The 15,612-nt window shown below is 41.8% G+C and carries 22 protein-coding genes and 5 pseudogenes; 20 read left to right on the top strand and 7 right to left on the bottom strand.

Features of this window, described 5'->3' with window-relative positions; genetic code table 11:
• The first annotated feature begins 217 nt into the window (after positions 1–217).
• The gene (locus AB447_RS22805) at positions 218–436 is read left to right on the top strand and encodes a LexA family protein (protein WP_048356290.1); all 219 of its coding nucleotides are present in this window, start codon (positions 218–220) and stop codon (positions 434–436) included.
• Between the two features lie 59 nt (positions 437–495).
• Here the strand turns inward: AB447_RS22805 and AB447_RS22800 are convergent, their stop codons facing one another.
• Complete coding sequence (locus tag AB447_RS22800) at positions 496–1,122, bottom strand: hypothetical protein (protein WP_048356291.1); 627 nt, start codon at positions 1,120–1,122, stop codon at positions 496–498.
• Positions 1,123–1,498: 376 nt separating this feature from the next.
• Between AB447_RS22800 and AB447_RS25525 the strand changes: the two are divergent.
• The 5 genes and pseudogenes from AB447_RS25525 to AB447_RS25990 form a co-directional block, all read left to right on the top strand.
• Positions 1,499–1,666 (top strand): annotated as a pseudogene (locus AB447_RS25525) (phage holin); the annotation flags it as partial.
• A gap of 27 nt (positions 1,667–1,693) precedes the next feature.
• Positions 1,694–2,452, top strand: a pseudogene (locus AB447_RS27085) (peptidoglycan recognition protein family protein); the annotation flags it as partial.
• Positions 2,453–2,515: 63 nt separating this feature from the next.
• Positions 2,516–2,773: pseudogene (locus AB447_RS27080) on the top strand (peptidoglycan-binding domain-containing protein); the annotation flags it as partial.
• A gap of 214 nt (positions 2,774–2,987) precedes the next feature.
• Positions 2,988–3,620 (top strand): hypothetical protein, encoded by a 633-nt coding sequence (locus AB447_RS22790; protein ID WP_048355053.1) that lies wholly within the window; start codon positions 2,988–2,990, stop codon positions 3,618–3,620.
• A 14-nt stretch (positions 3,621–3,634) separates the two neighbouring features.
• The gene (locus AB447_RS25990) at positions 3,635–3,790 is read left to right on the top strand and encodes a hypothetical protein (protein WP_156183673.1); all 156 of its coding nucleotides are present in this window, start codon (positions 3,635–3,637) and stop codon (positions 3,788–3,790) included.
• A gap of 100 nt (positions 3,791–3,890) precedes the next feature.
• Here AB447_RS25990 and AB447_RS27585 read toward each other — a convergent pair.
• Both AB447_RS27585 and AB447_RS22780 read right to left on the bottom strand, forming a co-directional pair.
• Positions 3,891–4,208 (bottom strand): annotated as a pseudogene (locus tag AB447_RS27585) (YolD-like family protein).
• A 288-nt stretch (positions 4,209–4,496) separates the two neighbouring features.
• Positions 4,497–4,940: a hypothetical protein gene (locus tag AB447_RS22780; protein WP_057957762.1), complete on the bottom strand. Its 444-nt coding sequence runs from the start codon at positions 4,938–4,940 to the stop codon at positions 4,497–4,499.
• A gap of 191 nt (positions 4,941–5,131) precedes the next feature.
• Between AB447_RS22780 and AB447_RS22775 the strand changes: the two are divergent.
• Positions 5,132–5,395: pseudogene (locus AB447_RS22775) on the top strand (peptidoglycan-binding domain-containing protein); the annotation flags it as partial.
• 20 nt (positions 5,396–5,415) lie between these two features.
• On the opposite strand, the gene AB447_RS22770 reads toward AB447_RS22775, so the two are convergent.
• Together AB447_RS22770 and AB447_RS22765 are read right to left on the bottom strand one after the other, a co-directional pair.
• Entirely contained in the window at positions 5,416–5,751 is a 336-nt protein-coding gene (locus tag AB447_RS22770) for a hypothetical protein (RefSeq protein WP_048355970.1), read from the bottom strand.
• Between the two features lie 24 nt (positions 5,752–5,775).
• Positions 5,776–7,293: a T7SS effector LXG polymorphic toxin gene (locus AB447_RS22765; protein ID WP_048355971.1), complete on the bottom strand. Its 1,518-nt coding sequence runs from the start codon at positions 7,291–7,293 to the stop codon at positions 5,776–5,778.
• Positions 7,294–7,960: 667 nt separating this feature from the next.
• Here AB447_RS22765 and AB447_RS22760 point away from each other — a divergent pair.
• The 3 genes from AB447_RS22760 to AB447_RS22750 all read left to right on the top strand — a co-directional run bounded on the left by AB447_RS22760 (position 7,961) and on the right by AB447_RS22750 (position 9,897).
• On the top strand, positions 7,961–8,320 hold the full coding sequence (locus AB447_RS22760) for a hypothetical protein (RefSeq protein WP_048355972.1): 360 nt from the start codon (positions 7,961–7,963) through the stop codon (positions 8,318–8,320).
• 154 nt (positions 8,321–8,474) lie between these two features.
• A complete protein-coding gene (locus AB447_RS22755; protein ID WP_048355973.1) occupies positions 8,475–8,711 on the top strand; it encodes a hypothetical protein in 237 nt (78 codons plus the stop codon).
• A gap of 547 nt (positions 8,712–9,258) precedes the next feature.
• Positions 9,259–9,897 carry a poly-gamma-glutamate hydrolase family protein gene (locus AB447_RS22750; RefSeq protein WP_048356347.1) on the top strand — a complete coding sequence of 213 codons (639 nt, stop codon included), beginning with the start codon at positions 9,259–9,261 and terminating at the stop codon, positions 9,895–9,897.
• Here the strand turns inward: AB447_RS22750 and AB447_RS22745 are convergent.
• Together AB447_RS22745 and xre are read right to left on the bottom strand one after the other, a co-directional pair.
• On the bottom strand, positions 9,894–10,514 hold the full coding sequence (locus AB447_RS22745; RefSeq protein WP_048356348.1) for an ImmA/IrrE family metallo-endopeptidase: 621 nt from the start codon (positions 10,512–10,514) through the stop codon (positions 9,894–9,896). The two genes, AB447_RS22750 and AB447_RS22745, sit on opposite strands and share 4 nt — an antisense overlap.
• A 221-nt stretch (positions 10,515–10,735) precedes the next feature.
• Positions 10,736–11,089 carry an HTH-type transcriptional regulator Xre gene (gene xre, locus AB447_RS22740; RefSeq protein ID WP_048356340.1) on the bottom strand — a complete coding sequence of 118 codons (354 nt, stop codon included), beginning with the start codon at positions 11,087–11,089 and terminating at the stop codon, positions 10,736–10,738.
• A 175-nt stretch (positions 11,090–11,264) separates the two neighbouring features.
• Between xre and AB447_RS22735 the strand changes: the two genes are divergently transcribed.
• The 10 genes from AB447_RS22735 to AB447_RS22700 all read left to right on the top strand — a co-directional run bounded on the left by AB447_RS22735 (position 11,265) and on the right by AB447_RS22700 (position 15,568).
• Positions 11,265–11,468: a helix-turn-helix transcriptional regulator gene (locus tag AB447_RS22735; protein ID WP_048356341.1), complete on the top strand. Its 204-nt coding sequence runs from the start codon at positions 11,265–11,267 to the stop codon at positions 11,466–11,468.
• 15 nt (positions 11,469–11,483) lie between these two features.
• On the top strand, positions 11,484–11,612 hold the full coding sequence (locus tag AB447_RS27315; protein ID WP_269430317.1) for a hypothetical protein: 129 nt from the start codon (positions 11,484–11,486) through the stop codon (positions 11,610–11,612).
• Positions 11,584–11,742: a hypothetical protein gene (locus AB447_RS22730; protein ID WP_231592832.1), complete on the top strand. Its 159-nt coding sequence runs from the start codon at positions 11,584–11,586 to the stop codon at positions 11,740–11,742. The genes AB447_RS27315 and AB447_RS22730 overlap by 29 nt, the downstream gene beginning before the upstream one ends.
• Positions 11,739–12,566 carry a winged helix-turn-helix domain-containing protein gene (locus tag AB447_RS22725; RefSeq protein ID WP_048356342.1) on the top strand — a complete coding sequence of 276 codons (828 nt, stop codon included), beginning with the start codon at positions 11,739–11,741 and terminating at the stop codon, positions 12,564–12,566. Before AB447_RS22730 ends, AB447_RS22725 begins: the two co-directional genes overlap by 4 nt.
• Entirely contained in the window at positions 12,466–13,248 is a 783-nt protein-coding gene (locus tag AB447_RS22720) for an ATP-binding protein (RefSeq protein ID WP_048356343.1), read from the top strand. Before AB447_RS22725 ends, AB447_RS22720 begins: the two co-directional genes overlap by 101 nt.
• Positions 13,248–13,421: a hypothetical protein gene (locus AB447_RS26420; RefSeq protein ID WP_172796386.1), complete on the top strand. Its 174-nt coding sequence runs from the start codon at positions 13,248–13,250 to the stop codon at positions 13,419–13,421. The genes AB447_RS22720 and AB447_RS26420 overlap by 1 nt, the downstream gene beginning before the upstream one ends.
• Before the next feature lie 100 nt (positions 13,422–13,521).
• Positions 13,522–13,857, top strand: coding sequence for a hypothetical protein (locus tag AB447_RS22715; protein WP_048407231.1), 336 nt, complete (start codon positions 13,522–13,524; stop codon positions 13,855–13,857).
• A complete protein-coding gene (locus AB447_RS22710; RefSeq protein ID WP_326288375.1) occupies positions 13,854–14,057 on the top strand; it encodes an XtrA/YqaO family protein in 204 nt (67 codons plus the stop codon). Before AB447_RS22715 ends, AB447_RS22710 begins: the two co-directional genes overlap by 4 nt.
• A gap of 118 nt (positions 14,058–14,175) precedes the next feature.
• Positions 14,176–14,679, top strand: coding sequence for a sigma-70 family RNA polymerase sigma factor (locus AB447_RS22705; RefSeq protein WP_048356345.1), 504 nt, complete (start codon positions 14,176–14,178; stop codon positions 14,677–14,679).
• Between the two features lie 541 nt (positions 14,680–15,220).
• Positions 15,221–15,568 (top strand): hypothetical protein, encoded by a 348-nt coding sequence (locus AB447_RS22700; RefSeq protein ID WP_048356346.1) that lies wholly within the window; start codon positions 15,221–15,223, stop codon positions 15,566–15,568.
• Positions 15,569–15,612 lie beyond the last annotated feature (44 nt).

Here is a 15,612-nt window from a genome sequence, read left to right as displayed (position 1 = left end):
GTTTACCACTATACGGAAAATGATTGGTGAATAAATCCTGATTATCCATTAAAATAAATCTTTAGATTCAGGTTTTTATACCTATTAAGTGCCAGACGTATAATTCGCAAGAAAAAACAAGGTTATAATTACGAATGTACGTTCTTGTTATCTAGAAAAGGAAACAAATGTTTGGTATAATTATCATAGGTAAAACAAACCAATGAAGGGGGATACTATGAAAAGAACCGAACAAATATTAGAAGCTATAGTCGAACTAACTAAAGAAAAAGGTTTCCCGCCCTCTGTTAGGGAAATAGGTGAAAGGGTTGGTTTAAAATCTTCAAGTACAACAAAAGGTCATCTTGACCGATTACGTAAAAAGGGGCTTGTTGATTGGGAAGAAGGTAAGCCAAGAACCTTGCATATTTTGCATAAAAAAGAAGCCACCATTTAACTTTTGGTGGCATTGTTGTTTTTATTTAATGTATAAAGTTCAACTCTCATGAGGAAGGATTATTTAGGTTCAATATTTATTATTAACGACATACCTGGAATTTTAGCCAGATGAACAGAGTAGTCCCCATCAATTACATCAAGCGATTCTTCATCGCTTTCTAAAAGATCACTTAAATGTTTAATATCAATCCCCAAAGCTTGAAACACTGCGTATGTATTAAAAGTGCCTTTTTCGGATGCCATATTATCTGAACCGAAAGTGGTTAAATGTAAACAGTTGAAGTTTTGATTGTCATCATACCATGCTTCCAAATTAAAAGTTCCACCGGAGTCATCAGTTTCATTTATTAGCTCTCTTGTGTAGACTGTGTCGTCTTTGACTTCAGCAAGTTTAAAATCTCCAATATCATCAATAATAATCCGATTGAGATCAGGAGATTCCATCTCTTCATCGTTTTCAAAATCTTGAGCTACTTTATTGTATGCCTGTGCAAACTCTTCAAGGCTGAAATTAAATACTTTTTGAGTATTATCAACGCTCTGAACGTCATTTGTCTCAATGCTAGTGTCTTCATTTTCAGCGTTCTTTGTCTCTTTTTCTTCTGAAGTGGTGTTTTCACTGCTGCATGCGGATAGAGTGAAGCATAAAAGAAAAATGGATAATAAAAAAACAAACTTTTTCATAAAAAAAGATCCCCCTCTATTTTAAAACGAACATTTACATTTTAAAACAACTGAGGAGGATTTTCTATATGCTCCAAGTTTTAGAGGGGTTGCGTCTGTCCACTTGTATAATATTGCCCCCCAAACCTCCCCCAATCTTCCCCCAAATGTATGTGGGATAATACATTATTCTACAAAGCAAAATCTAATTGAATGATGCTATAATTGTTGATATATCAGGGGTTTAGGCGTTTTTGTCTCGACATTTTATAAACCAATAATGTTTTAATTTACAATCGTAGTAAATTTAATCAAACCTTATGAATACTGAAGGGAAAGGGGATATTTTAAAAAGCTCCCCCAAAACACAAAGGCACGGTGTTTTTAATGACATTGCCAAACTTTGATCATGTTCGGAAAGGCAGCTTTACCGATCAATGAGGACCAGGTCAACACGCTGGCAGACCCTTTATATTTGACCGGCTCCACGGTGTTTACCATCATCACGTCTCTTGTCTCTTGGTATAAAAATAACTATGTGACTAGCAAAAGATTAACGAAGTGAGGTTGCCGGCTGGCAGCCTTTTTTATAGTGAAAGTTGTGAAGAACGATGTGAAAGTCAATCAGTATACCCGGCCGGGGCTGAAATTGTCAGGAGTCAAAGGCATTGTCATGCACTGGACGACGACGCCTGGCGCTTCTGCATTGAATGAGCGGGATTACTTCAATGGAACGTGTATCGCAGCCGAACGTTACGCCTCAGCACATTATTTTGTTGACCGTAAGGAAGCGCAGCTGATTATCCCTGAAAATGAAGTCGCCTACCATGCACATGAGAATAACGGTTGCTATGTCAGTTTCTTAAAGCCGAATGCGAATAAGACGGCTATCGGCGTCGAAATGTGTGTCGAAAAAAACGGCAAGATTCACAGCGAAACCGTTCAAAATGCTGCTGAACTGGTTGCCGATCTGTGCGAGCGCTACGGCCTTTCTACAGACAGAATCGTCCGCCATTACGATGTGACAGGCAAAAACTGTCCGGCGCCGTGGGTGAGCGATTCCAGCCAGCTTACAGATTTTCGGAAAAAAGTCGCCGCCTTGCTTGGAAATACAACCGTGTCGAACACGACTGCACCCACGAGCCAGCCGAGCAGATCAACAGGGACCATTCTGAAAAAAGGGTCGTCTGGTTCCCAGGTCAAGGCGCTGCAGAAACGTTTGATTGCCGCGGGCTTCTCGCTATCTAAATACGGGGCCGATGGGTCTTACGGGGATGAAACGGTACAAGCTGTCAAAGCTCTGCAAAAGAAAGCGGGTATTGCAGTAGATGGAATTTACGGACCGGCTACCGAGAAGGCTCTCGCAGTTATTGAAGCAAAAAAGAAAAAGCCTTCCTCAAGCGGCAAAAGATCATCATACCCGTTGCCGTCTGGCATCTATAAGGTGAAAAGCCCGCTGATGAAGGGAACGGCTGTCCGGCAGATTCAGGAGGCTTTAGCTGCTCTCTATTTCTATCCAGACAAAAGGGCAAAGAATAACGGCATAGATGGCTATTACGGGCCGAAAACGGCGAACGCGGTCAAACGGTTCCAGTTGATGCACGGTCTGTCTGCTGATGGTATTTATGGGCCGAAAACGAAAGCAAAACTTAAAGATCTATTAAATAATTAAAACCGTATTGAAATGAAAAATAATCCCCTCTTGAATATTCAAGAGGGAGTTTCTTATTATCGTTGTATAATTTATAGAGTAAGATTGAGAAATTCTTCACATGAACAAGGAATTAGTAATCATTTTACTCAGGACTTATGTTGGGTGGACAATAAAATACATAAGATGTAATATTGCAGTCGAAATACATAAAAATTAGCAGGAGATGATTTGCTTGAAAAGAAAGTTAATAGCAGGTACCCTCGGAATTACTTTAATGGGGAGTTTCATTGTTCACCCTTCTTCGTCTTTTGCAGCAAAGCCCACTAATAATAATTTCGAAGAGTCCTTATCAGAAAATTTATCATCAGAATTAATAAACAAGGTTGATAAATTTGTAGTTGTAGAGAATAATAAATTTGTTTTGAATGATGAAGGAAAACTATCTCTTGCTAAGAATGAATTTGCTGCTGTGAAAGCTGCTTTAAAAGAAGCAAATCAAATCTTGAATGATGTGGATAAAGATAAAATAGTTGTTGATGGTAACACTGTAACTATCCCTTCAAAAGCCACAACAGAACAATTTTCAATAGCGGCTAAAGAGGGGAAGCGTGCAATCAAGTTTCACTGGTGGGGTATGGAAATTTGGCTGACTAAAACAGACGTAGCCGCACTTGCAAAAGCTGGTATAGCTGGCGGAGCTGCATATCTAGGTTCCATTTTTACGGGTGTTGGTGGAGCAGTAGCGGGTGCTATTGTATCAACAGTCATTAGCGAATATGTCACTGGAGCTGCCGTGAAAGTAACTGTTAATTACGCAAAATTGGTTTCTGACCGTTATCATGCGGTAATTGTAATACCTCAATAAAGGGGAAATTTCAAATGAAAAGTGCTTTAATTTCTGCAATTTATGCGGCGATTATTGTTTTCCTAGGTGAATACCTGTTAAATAAGGAAATAAAGTTATTTATTGAAATACCTTTGTTAGTCATTGGTATCTTAATAATTTATAGAATTACTAAAGGCTCCAAAGCGTAACATGAAAACCCTCTCTTTTTTCAAAGGGAGGGTATTTAAAAAAACCTACATACAATTGTTTATAGATATTGCAGTGATGCCCTTGCTACAAAAGAAGGGCTTACTTCATTTCCACGCCGACGACGTCCTCAAATTTAATGATATTGGTGTCTCCTTTTGAATCCACGACATGAAAAACCTTGCGGCTCTGATTTATGTAATGGATTGATTTTTCCTTCTATATAAATGATCTCCCCGGTTTCGGCCCCGTTTAAAAACGGCAGCTGCTACGAACTGTACCGGGGTATTATAACTCCATCGCCTCGCATATGACCCGTTCCATGTCTTCTATTTGGGCCATGTCGAGCACCGGCCTTTTTACTCTATTGTGGTTGCTTTCAAGTTCACGGAGCAGGCTGACATGCTCGGGCAGCATCATAGCTGTCCATTTAATCGTTCCTCGATCTCTCACGTTGTCATTCATGGTGTAATCTCCTTGAGATGATTATGAGGGAACGTTTGTTCTGTTCTCAACAAGAAAAATAACCCATTAAAAGTAAAGCCCTCTCCGAAGAGAAGGCTGTTTATTTTGGCGGGCGAATTTCAATTATTCGCATTTTTTAAGCTGATATTTTAGTGTCAATTTGCAAATTTCATTTGAGACTGAGTATTCAGGATTAGCCTTTTTGAGAGCAGTTTGTAAGGTCTCCTCTTTAAAATTTAAAGCCTACATTAATTTATACCCTGCGAGAGTGCCCGTGCTAGAAAAGTTTAAAACTTTGTCTTTGTTCACAGCAGTACTAATACGAAAGTTTATACCCGTAAGCTCTTTATTTTTATTATGTATACTGGATAGGATATAACCCTTATGCTCTGTGTCATTATCAGCTTCTTTTGCTAAAATGTGCGCATAGCTGCCCCCATCAAGCTTGAAAAACTTCTCATCTTTTTGAAGATGTGAAGGGATTTTCTCCTTACCGTCATAGACACCATTATCAATTTGATTGTTATATTCATCAATAAATTCATCTAGGCTGAAATTGAATCCGCCCTTTGGTTCAACTGATTCTGTTTTTTCTTCAGTTTCTGCTGTCTGATTGTCAGTTTTGTTTTGTGGTGCGCTGCTGCATCCCGCCAGCACCAAAAATATAACAAGGAATAGCTTTTTCATGTGATCCCCCTCTTGTTTTAAAACGAACACTTTACATTTAAAACAAACGAGGGGGATTTTCTATATGCTCAAATTTTAGAGGATGACGTCTGTCCACTTGTATAATATTACCCCCCAAACCTCCCAATCTTCTTCCCCAAAATGTATGTGGGATAATACATTATTCTACAAAGTAAAATCTAATTGAATGATCAACAGGGACCATTCTGAAAAAAGGGTCGTCTGGTTCCCAGGTCAAGGCGCTGCAGAAACGTTTGATTGCCGCGGGCTTCTCGGTGTCGAAGTACGGGGCCGATGGCTCGTATGGCAACGAAACAATGCAAGCTGTCAAATCCCTTCAAAAGAAAGCGGGGATTACAGCAGATGGAATTTATGGACCGGCTACCGAAAAGGCGCTCGCGGCCATTGAAGCGAAAAAGAAAAAGTCATCTTCAACAAGAGGGCTAAGCTTTTATAAATTTTAACTTGTCAATAGTTATTCATTGCTGTCCATTTCCCATACTGTCTGACCGTCAACTAAAATTTTATTTGGTGGATCATCATAAAGAGAGATCTCAACCAAGGAGCTTTCCCCTTGACTTAACCAATTATATACACTGCCCTTGTTTTCTTCAGGATGGGACAAAATATTATCTACTTGAAATGCAGCTGCAATATATTCTGTAAAATTGATATCATCTTCATCTAACATATTGTTTGTTTCAAAAACCGTATCTAGTTTACCAATAATTCTTAATCCACTTTTCCATTCTAGAATCATATCACTTTTTTCATACTTTATTAATGTTCCAATTAAAGAATCGTATCCCATGTATATCCTCTTCTCTTAATGTTTTTACGGTCTCGCTGGTACTATGTGAGCTCCGTCTTTTCCATAATGTATCATTCCATTAGTAGTCTCTACATACTTACCAGTATCCATATCATAGTATTTTCCTATTACTTGGCCAAAGTCTACCCTTTCTTTATTCTTTCCTAATTTTTTACCCTTACCAGCAAACTTATCAAGCAATTCTTGAGCTGTTTTATTATCCCCGTTAAAGATACTTTTGTTTTTCCCATTGGCAACTTCTTGCTTGTAGTTTGGTGTTCCAGGAATATGTTTTTCTTGAGCCCCTGGTTTAACTTTTGCAGGGAAACCATTTACTTCACGGTACGGGCCTTTTGGTACGGATTGTTTTCCATAGGAAGGTGTTTTCGAGCCTTTTCCAATCTTCGATACTTTTGCCAGCTTGGTTCCCCGACGAATCCATTTGATCAGTCTAGCAGGTGGCGTTAAATTAACACCAGCATCGACCCGTTCAAATAACGAAAGTCTTTCATGTGTATCAGGGTCATATCCCAATGCTGCTCGTTCAAGATCACTCTCGCCTAAGAGCTCCAAGCCTATTCCAGCATATTTTTCTAAATCACTTACTTCCTCGTCATCTTCAGGAGGATCGTCAACCAACTTTATACCGACGACATTTTTACCATCCATATAGAAACAGTATTTAAACCCATTCACGTATTTGTAAACTTTTTTAAGTTTCGCTAATTCCTTTTCACTCAGATTTTCTAATTCCTCATCACTATACACTTTTTTGGAGACTTTTTGTGTCGCCGTTCGATCAGTGTCGGCTAGTTTATTAATTTCAGCTTCTTCTTTCTCTCCAACTTTTTTGAGCATAACTTCCATCGGTGTATCTTCATTAGGTTGCAAGGAGTCAATCTTATCTGGCTTTAAAATCGATCCTTTTTGATAGGTGGTAATCTCAATTTTAGGCCCCGTATACATTTTTTCAAGTCTGGCGATGTATTTTTGCATCGTCTCAAGATCTGATTCGGCCGTTTTGAGCGTGCTTGTCTGTTCTCTGTCAAATGTATGCAGCTTTTCAATCGTCTGATTGATGTCAGTTAATGCTTTCCTATTCTGTTCATGAAATTCGTTGTCATTCAAATCCGGTAGGTCAACAATGTGGCTGACTTTAGCAATGGCGGCATTGGCTTTGGAGACCAGATTTTTCGTTGTTCGATCGGCCGCATTCAAGCCATTCTCCAGGTCATGCTCAAGAAAAGCTTGCGAAATATATCCGTTGTGATTCGGCTCCAAGGAATTCAGTGCATTTTTAATATTTTTCAATGCCGATTCGTATTCATTGATGAAAGTTTCGTAGAACTGAAGAAACGGAGTATGGCATTCTTCGTAAAAGGCACGGATCGCGTCGCCGCCTTTACCTTTTAAAGCATCGTCAAGGGACGTGATTCCATCCACACTTTTTTTGAGGTTTGCGATTTCTTCCGATTGTTTTTTTAATTGTTCGAGCGTTTTATCAATTGCTTGGTGCAACGCCTGAACGTCCAGAGTCTTCATGGCATTCTCCTCTAATACATTTGGTTACAATCAGTTCAGAGTTTACCGCTTTATAGAAGGGAAATGGTGAATAAATCCTGATCATCCATGAAAATGAATCTTTCGATATAGGTAAATTTCACTATTCATTGAACGGTAACTATTGGCCGTCGTAAATAGATTTGAAATAATTAATGTATAGAAGGGAGGGGCTGAAGTGGACGGGGGAAAAACTGGAATCTTGCTAACTGCTGGAGCGATGACCATAGTCGAACATATATACGACATATGGCAAAACGAAAGCAAAACTTGAAACGCTTCTTAAATAAAATAAAGCCCTTCTCGAGATGAGGAGGGCTTTAAAATAATTCCAAGAAAAAATAACTTTTTGACAGGAAACAAAGAGTATTGTATTGTGTAGTTACAGCACAAGAGATTGTGACTGTCTGACTTGCGGATAAGTTAAAATTAGTAAGAGTACTGTGAGTACTCCTTTCCGTGAGGGCATCCACTGGATGCTTTAACTACATAATACAAAACCTCAGTGTATGCTGAGGTTTTTTTATTTGCTTATTAACTTTTTGCGGGCGCCTGCGTATTAAAGCGTAGGTGCTCGTGGTACATAATTGTATTGCGGTAAAAGTTGGACGGATAGTATAATTACCCACAAGTAGGGGAGGTGTTTATATTGGAGAAAATAATGGAGCAAATACTTATGTGGCTAGGTTGTATCTGTGTTTTAGCGGGAATTATAGCGGGGTTCGTCGTTTATGATAAAGATGTGGCAGAAGCTGCAGAAACTAGTAAAGAAATAAGCGACAAGTTGTACGATAATTCATACGCTCAGGCAGAATATAAAACGAATAACGCTCAGGCAAATAGTATGAAAACGTCTGTGTTTTTCGTAGTATTATCCGGAGTTTTTTCTGGCGCAATTCTGTTTAGTATTGCGGTTATCATCCGAATTCTTAACGATTCTAAGGAACAAGCGCGAGAAACGAAGGATTATGTGCGCCTAATTAAAGCCAGAACCGGCGCAGCAGAATAAAACGAAACCAGCCCCGTCCTTAACCGGATGGGCATTTTTTACGTTTATGATATCCGCAAACCTTACGAAATTGGTATCGCCCTTAACGTTTCTTCACACGAAATTCCTTCCGTAGGTGGTCCACTTTCTTTTCAATTAAATGGAGGGGAGAGAAATGAGAAAGTATTTTGGGATAGTGTCGCTTATCATCCTTTTATTCACATTGTGTTTTCTACCTCATATTCATTGGGCGCTTGGAATTCTAGGAATTGTCGTGGGGAGTATTCTAGCAGTCAAAACACCTAAGGGAATTGCTAAGTATATTTCTTTTGTTATCCTAGCACTTTGTTTACTTTTACTATTATTATTGATTGTGATGGGCGTTTTAATGACAGGTCTAGTAGAAAATTAACGTTATTTATAATGTTATTTGGGGACAGATGGGGACGAATTGGGAACCAACTTCCTCATTTCTAATCAAAAAAGAATATTTTTAATCAGAAACTTATGTAAGGAAACCCTATAAAACAGGGTTCGAATATAAAACATCTGTTCGTATCAGAAACCCAACTCCACACTGGCAGAGTGAAACATAAAAGAAAAATGGATAATAAAAAAATAGACTTTTTCATAAAAAAGATCCCCCTCAGTTGTTTTAAAACCAACATTTACATTTTAAAACAACTAAGGGGGATTTTCCATATACTCAAATTTTAGAGGATGACGTCTGTCCACTTGTATAATATTACTCCCCAAACCTCCCAATCTTCTTCCCCCAAATGTATGTGGGATAATACATTATTCTACAAAGCAAAATCTAATTGAATGATGCTATAATTGTCGATATATCAAGGGGTTAGACGTTTTTGTTTCATCATTTTATAAACCAATAATGTTTTAACTTACAATCGTCAAAACTCCCGATAAGCTACATGAAAAAGAAAGGGAAAAACGAAGAAATGAACAGGGCTTCTGCCGATAGATACGCAAATTTCAAAGAATTGTCACAAAAAGAAACCGAGGGGGTTGATTACAGCGTGTTTAAACGCAATGCGGGGAAAGGCCTGCTTGTGATGTCTCCTCACGGCGGCGGCATTGAACCTGGAATCAGCGAAATCGTCCGGGCTTTTGCTGATGATCGCGCTTCCATATATTTGTTTGAGGGAATCAAATCGCGCGGGAATAGGGATCTGCATGTGACAAGCGCCTGCTTTGATGATCCGCTTGCCGTCAAGATGGCAGCGGATCATCAATACGTGCTGGCTTTTCACGGCTATTTTGAACCGTCACATTGCCATACATTAGTCGGGGGAACAGACCGAAAACGCGCGGCGATCTTCGTCAATGCGCTGAGAAGGCACGGCTTTTCAGCGGAATTGCAGGAAAGAGGCGCCCGTTTTTCGGGAACATCCCCGGAAAGCATCAACAACCGGTGCAAAACAGGGCTGAGCGTGCAGTTTGAAATCAGTACAGCCCAGCGGAAGGCGATGTTCGGCCACTTCAGCTTAAAGGGAAGAGACGGTTCACAAAACGAGGTCTTCCATCAATATATAAATGCAGTAAAAGAAGGGGCGGCGGCTGCCTATGGAAGAGCTTAGTTTTTCAGCAGGTACGGTGACCGCTTTTCGGCGACGATGCGCGCTTTTGCGTTTTTTGCAAAAGGGTAAGGGTGCCGGGCGCTTTTGCGATAGCGCGTGAATTCGTCTTTCTCATCCTGAAGGTCAATCGTCCGGTCTTCCGAAGGTTCTGCATTCCGAAGGCTGGCCGTCCACGCTTGATGAAACTGGATTCCGATCTGCCTTTTTTCAAATAGTTCGACTCGTTTGGCGGCAAATTCTTCCGTTACATTAAAGAGCTCGGCGATCATTTTTGCCGCGTGGCAGCGTAGCTCGGGAAAATCCAGTTTCAGAAGCATGAAAGTCGGAACGCAAAAGTGATACATGAATTGATTCGCTTGAAATTCCTGCAGCTCTCTGAACATTTTGTTCATGTTCAACTGGTTTCCGGCATGCTTTAATACGTGGCACAGCTCGTGGGCAAAGTCTTCCCACTGCTTTTCTTTGGAGAGCCTGCTGTCGAGTATGATGCTGTACATGCCGTCGTGCTTGATCATCATGCTGTTCACATCTTCATAGTGCACCCAAATATTAAAGTATGAGGCGATGCGGCTCATATCAATGTGATAAGGCTCTGTAAAACCAAAATTCAGATACATATTTTTTACGTATTCTTCTAGATGAGACAAATAAAATTCCAATACGAGACACCCTTTCGAACAAGTGTTCTGTTTTTCCGGCAAAGAAAAGCCCACTGCGGGCTCTGTGCGTTTATAGAAAAATATAAACGATGAGCATCCTTTTCGGCAAACCTTTCCCTTTTTGTCATCTTATTCATTAAATCGATACTCATCAGTTATATTCAATGAAAATTCCTTATTTATCCTTTTTGTTGATCTCCGGGCTTCCGCTTTTTCTCTTTTTCCTTCAAATATTGGATAAACTCGATCGCCTGCTGCCTGCTTTCAGGGGAAAACTCCTTCATGTCCCGGTAGGCGATTTGAAGATCGGGATCGTCAAACGCATCTTCAAGTGAACGGTCATGCTCCGCTCCGGTTAATAAATAGTCTATCGTCACTTTATAGTAATCAGCCAGTTTTTTCAAGGTTTCATAGTCCGGCTCGCTTCTTCCGTTTTCATAATGGGAATAGCGCGCCCTTGAAACGCCGATCTGTTTTGCCACTTCTTCCTGTGTCCGTTTGCCTCTCAAATGTTTCAGTCTGCCGCCTAACATACAATGACCTCTCTTCCCTCAATTCGGCATTATGATATTTATTATAGATACAAAATGTATCAAAATAAACATATGATAAAAAAAGTATCAAAAAAGTATTGATGATAAGAATTGTATCGTTTATAATCGTAGTCAAACAGATACAGATTGTATCATAAAACAGGGGGTGAAGCCTTTGCGGAAACGTTTAATCGAAGATCGCTCCAAGCGTGGACTGACTCAGAAGCAAGTTGCGGAACGCCTGAACATTTCCGAAGGTTATGTCCGCAACCCCGGCAGGAACCAGATGCTGAAGTTTGAAACGCTCTATTCCGTCTCAGACTGCGAGCTGTTTCCTGACCTTTTTGAGGTAGTTTTTGATAAGTTTCGTATCATATAAAAGGAGGCGTCCAGCATGAACATCGAACATCCGATGATTGTCGACATCAGGACATACGGCCATCCGAAAGGACCATTTAATTCAAGAAGGACTGACAGAAGGAGGGAGACCGATCGTGATTCCATGCAGCGGGGATCGGTTTGATCAATGGAGGCTCGGTGAAGCGGGAGGCTCCATCGCATTTGCGAAGGGCGGAATACCCGTATTTCAATTCGAAAATAAAGGTCAATATGAGCGGTATGTCAAGCTTAAACGACAGGAGGAAGCGAAATGACCGGGTATCACAGCGATGAAGGAAGCTATCCTTTTTCGATTTATTCGGGCCTTTTGACTCCAGGACATTTTGAAAAGATCGGACATGCGGTCTGGCTGTTTTTATGGTGCATCAGCTCAACGACGCGGGAGGCTGAACAGGATGGAATGACATTGGGAGCCGTACTCGGACATAAGCCGCTGAAAGCGGCAGAGCTCGCGCTTGTTTTCGGAGTGAACGAAAAAACGGTCAGAAGATGGCTTTCCCTTCTTGAGAAAAACGGTTACATAGCGGTGAGGAGAGCGCCTTACGGTATCATCCTGTCCGTCAGACATTCGAAAAAATTTCTGCATCGGCCAAGGGCCGGACGTGTCCGTTCAGAAGCGGAAGAACGGACAAATGAGTCCGCCGGTTCGGACAGGCCCGTCCGCTTGAATAAAGATATGACACAGATCAGCACAAATAATACATCAGACCCTGTTGAGGCGATAGCCGAACGGTTTGCCGCCCTCAGGTCGGCCCAGGAAGGACGCCTTGTCCAGCCATCGCCGAAGGATTATCAGGCCATCGCCCGGATTGTCGCCCGCGGCGTGCCGCTGCCGCAAACAATCAAATGGCTTGAACGGTGCTTCAGCGAGTACGAAAGCCGGCGAAGAAGCAGACGGGAGACAATTAAGGTCTTCGGTTATTGCGAGAAATACATCATGGACCGCATCACAGCCATGGAAACAAGGAGGGACAACATTGACAAAGCGAACGATCGACGACGTTTTGAAAGAGCTGGAAAAGAAGAGCCGTTTATCACAGGCGGACAAACCGGACGAATCCGTCCCAAACACGTATGACTGCCCCAGATGCAAGGATGAATTCGGATTTATTGAACGGCGCGGGGACATGGAAGTATGGGTGGCCTGCGCCTGCCGGGAATGGCGCAGGGCGCAAAGGCTTTTCAAATCGAGTGAGATTACGGAGGAATTTAAAAAGCTTAGCTTTGAAAACTTCCGGACAGCGGGCAAGCATCCGTCTGTAAAAGACGAATACGTACAAGCCTATCCGGACGTTTGCGGGAGACGCAGAAACAGCATTGCCCTGTTAGGGAACCCTGGATCAGGAAAAACGCATCTGCTTACGGCGGCGGCCAACGACCTAATGCGAAGGCTTCACGTACCGGTTCTTTATTTTCCATTCGTCGAGGGCTTCAACGATTTAAAGCGGGATTTTACGTTGCTTGAAGATAAGCTGAACCGGATGAAGCAGATCGAGGTTCTGTTTCTCGATGACCTGTTTAAGCCTGCAGGCGGAAAGCCGCGGGCAACCGAATGGCAGATCGAGCAGACATATTCGATCGTCAATTATCGGTATTTAAATCACAAACCGATCCTGCTTTCAAGCGAGCTGGAGGCTGAAGAGATCGTCCGCATGGATGAAGCCCTTGGGACGAGGCTGTTGGAGATGTGTCAGGATTTTCTCGTCGTCCTGAAAGGGAACTCTTTTGAAATCAATCATAGACTGGAGGGAATGGTCTGATGTGCCGATTGTGCAAAGGGCGGAATTCCGTTCATCAGGACATCGGCTGGGGAGCGTCCTATAGAGCTTGCCCGCATTGCCGCCGAACGCAACAAGGCGATTTAACCGAGTCGATCAAAAAGCTTGAAGCACTGATCGCAAAAATGAAAACAAGGGTGAGGCAAGGTGTTTGAATGTTTGAAAGCCTTGATTTTGATTGCGCTGACGTCTGCTAAAAGAGACGTGCAAATCAGAAGGTGGCATGAAGAAGACGGAAAGTGAGGAAGGAAACACGTGAAAAAATCTTCGGCGTACAGCCCATTGCCGTGGCGCGTCGTCAAAACGGATACAGATGTATATATTTATTCCGCATACAGTGAAGCAGAGAAAAAACGGTTTCCCTATTCAAATGGAAGATTAATCGCAACGGTGAGCGATTATACGGCTTTTTCACAAAAGAAAAACGCTCAATTAATCGCCGCTGCGCCAGAACTGTTGATCGCGGGAAAGCTGGCACTCGCCTATTTCAACGAAAGGGCCCGCTCAGACTCAATAGAAAGCAAATTGGCGCACGTTTTACAAAAGGTGATCTCAAAAGCGGAAGCACATGAAGAGGAGGAATGCAATTGAAACAGCCGACACCTTTAAAAGAGATTCATGAAACAACTGTCGGAAGCCGGATTGAAGAAGGCAAAGTGACGGTGATTGTGCTTGACGGCGTAAAAGGCACGGCATGGCAGACCGAGGCACCTGAACACGGAAAAACCGTGATCGAAACGAGAAAAGGCGACCTTGCAAGAGTCGAGTTTGAAATCGGCTATAAGTTTTAGTGAAAACATCATAAGTCCAAGACGGAAAGCCTGCGGACACTGATCAGAGAATGCACGGAAAGCGCGTGCAGCTGATTGGTGTCCTTTTTTATTTTTCAAAAAACGGAGGATAACAAAAATGGAAGATTTGCTTTTTGAATACAAAAGGACATTAAAAACAACAAAAGCATTATACCGGCTTCTTCAGGACGAAGAGGGACTGACGGCTGAGCAGATGAAAGATAAAAAGCTGATCAGAAGCATGATCACCGATTTGGAATATGTCGTCGATTGGCTTGAACACGGAAGAGAACCGGGAATCAGGCGGTCCATCGACAGACGGGATTCCTACAAACGGATGCTGATCAAAGATCCGCAAATCATTGACACGTTTTCTGAGGGAATCCGTTTTGAGCCGGTCCATGAGGTGTCGGCAGCCGACAAAGCCCGGATCGAAGCGGCTCTATCCGTCCTGACAGCCCGGGAAAAAGAAATTTTTATTTTGCATAAGGTTGAACGCTTTTCATATGAACGGATCGCAGCTATGCTCGGCATCAAAAAATCAACCGTACAGACAAACGTGAAGCGTGCGCAAACGAAAATGAAAAAACAGGTCAAACATTCTGCCGATTGTCCGGCGTGAAAAAATGATCGTTCTTTTGTCATACGTTTGCCACCTATAGGTGAAGAGAGAAAATCGCGCCCATCAGCTTCGGCGAAAAACAAACTTGTGATTGGTAAAGAGACTAATTGATGAAGGGGCGGCCTCCTGCGTTGTCAAGAACGAAGGACACGAAAGAGGTAAGGTATCCCGGCTCTATCGACAATATGAAGGAAATATTTCAATTCGGCCATCAGCCGTGAACTCGGGGTTTCCAACAAAAAGGTCACCCGGGAAAATTCGCGGCCGCCGGTGGGACAAGCTCTATTCAGAAGAAGGGACGAATTAGCGTCAGACGCTGTTTTGTAAAATGCTCAATTCACCAGTCTGCACTCAAGCACTGTGCGGATTAAAACAAACTTTTTGCAGAGTTGATCGTTCCTAATGAGCCTGTCAAAATTGCCGGTCTTTCCGACCCCTTGAGGAAAAGAACAATGTGTTGGTGATCGCAAGAAGCTGAAAGAAACATGTTAATTGAGGCCGATTTTCTTACTTTAAATCCAACTAAAAGGAGAAATGTATTATGCCTTGCTCAGATGAATATGCTAATTATGTTTTAAAGATTTGTACAGATGCTGATTCCTACTCACCAAAAGCAACTTCTATCGACGTTGTTGCAAAATATGGGGGCGGTAGTATTGCGAACTTTAAGTATACGCTTTCGGCTGAAGTTTGGAACAAAGATTATTGGGAATCTCGTAAGTTGCTATCAGGAACTTTTAAAAAACAGACACCGACAAGAGTGTTTAAAATTTCTCAACTTAAATTGAAGAAAGGAAAAAATAGTGTTCGTATTAAAGGGTATTTTCACGATACCGTTAATGGAGGTAATTTCCAAGTCAAAACACCTGCTTTTATTGTTAAACGATAAGTTTAAATGCCTAACACCCTCCGCTTGGAGAGACCCAAATAAAT

The organism is Bacillus glycinifermentans, from assembly GCF_001042475.2.
Classification (GTDB): domain Bacteria; phylum Bacillota; class Bacilli; order Bacillales; family Bacillaceae; genus Bacillus; species Bacillus glycinifermentans.
The sequence above is the reverse complement of the archived record's forward strand: the minus strand, read 5'-3'. Positions and strand labels throughout refer to the sequence as shown.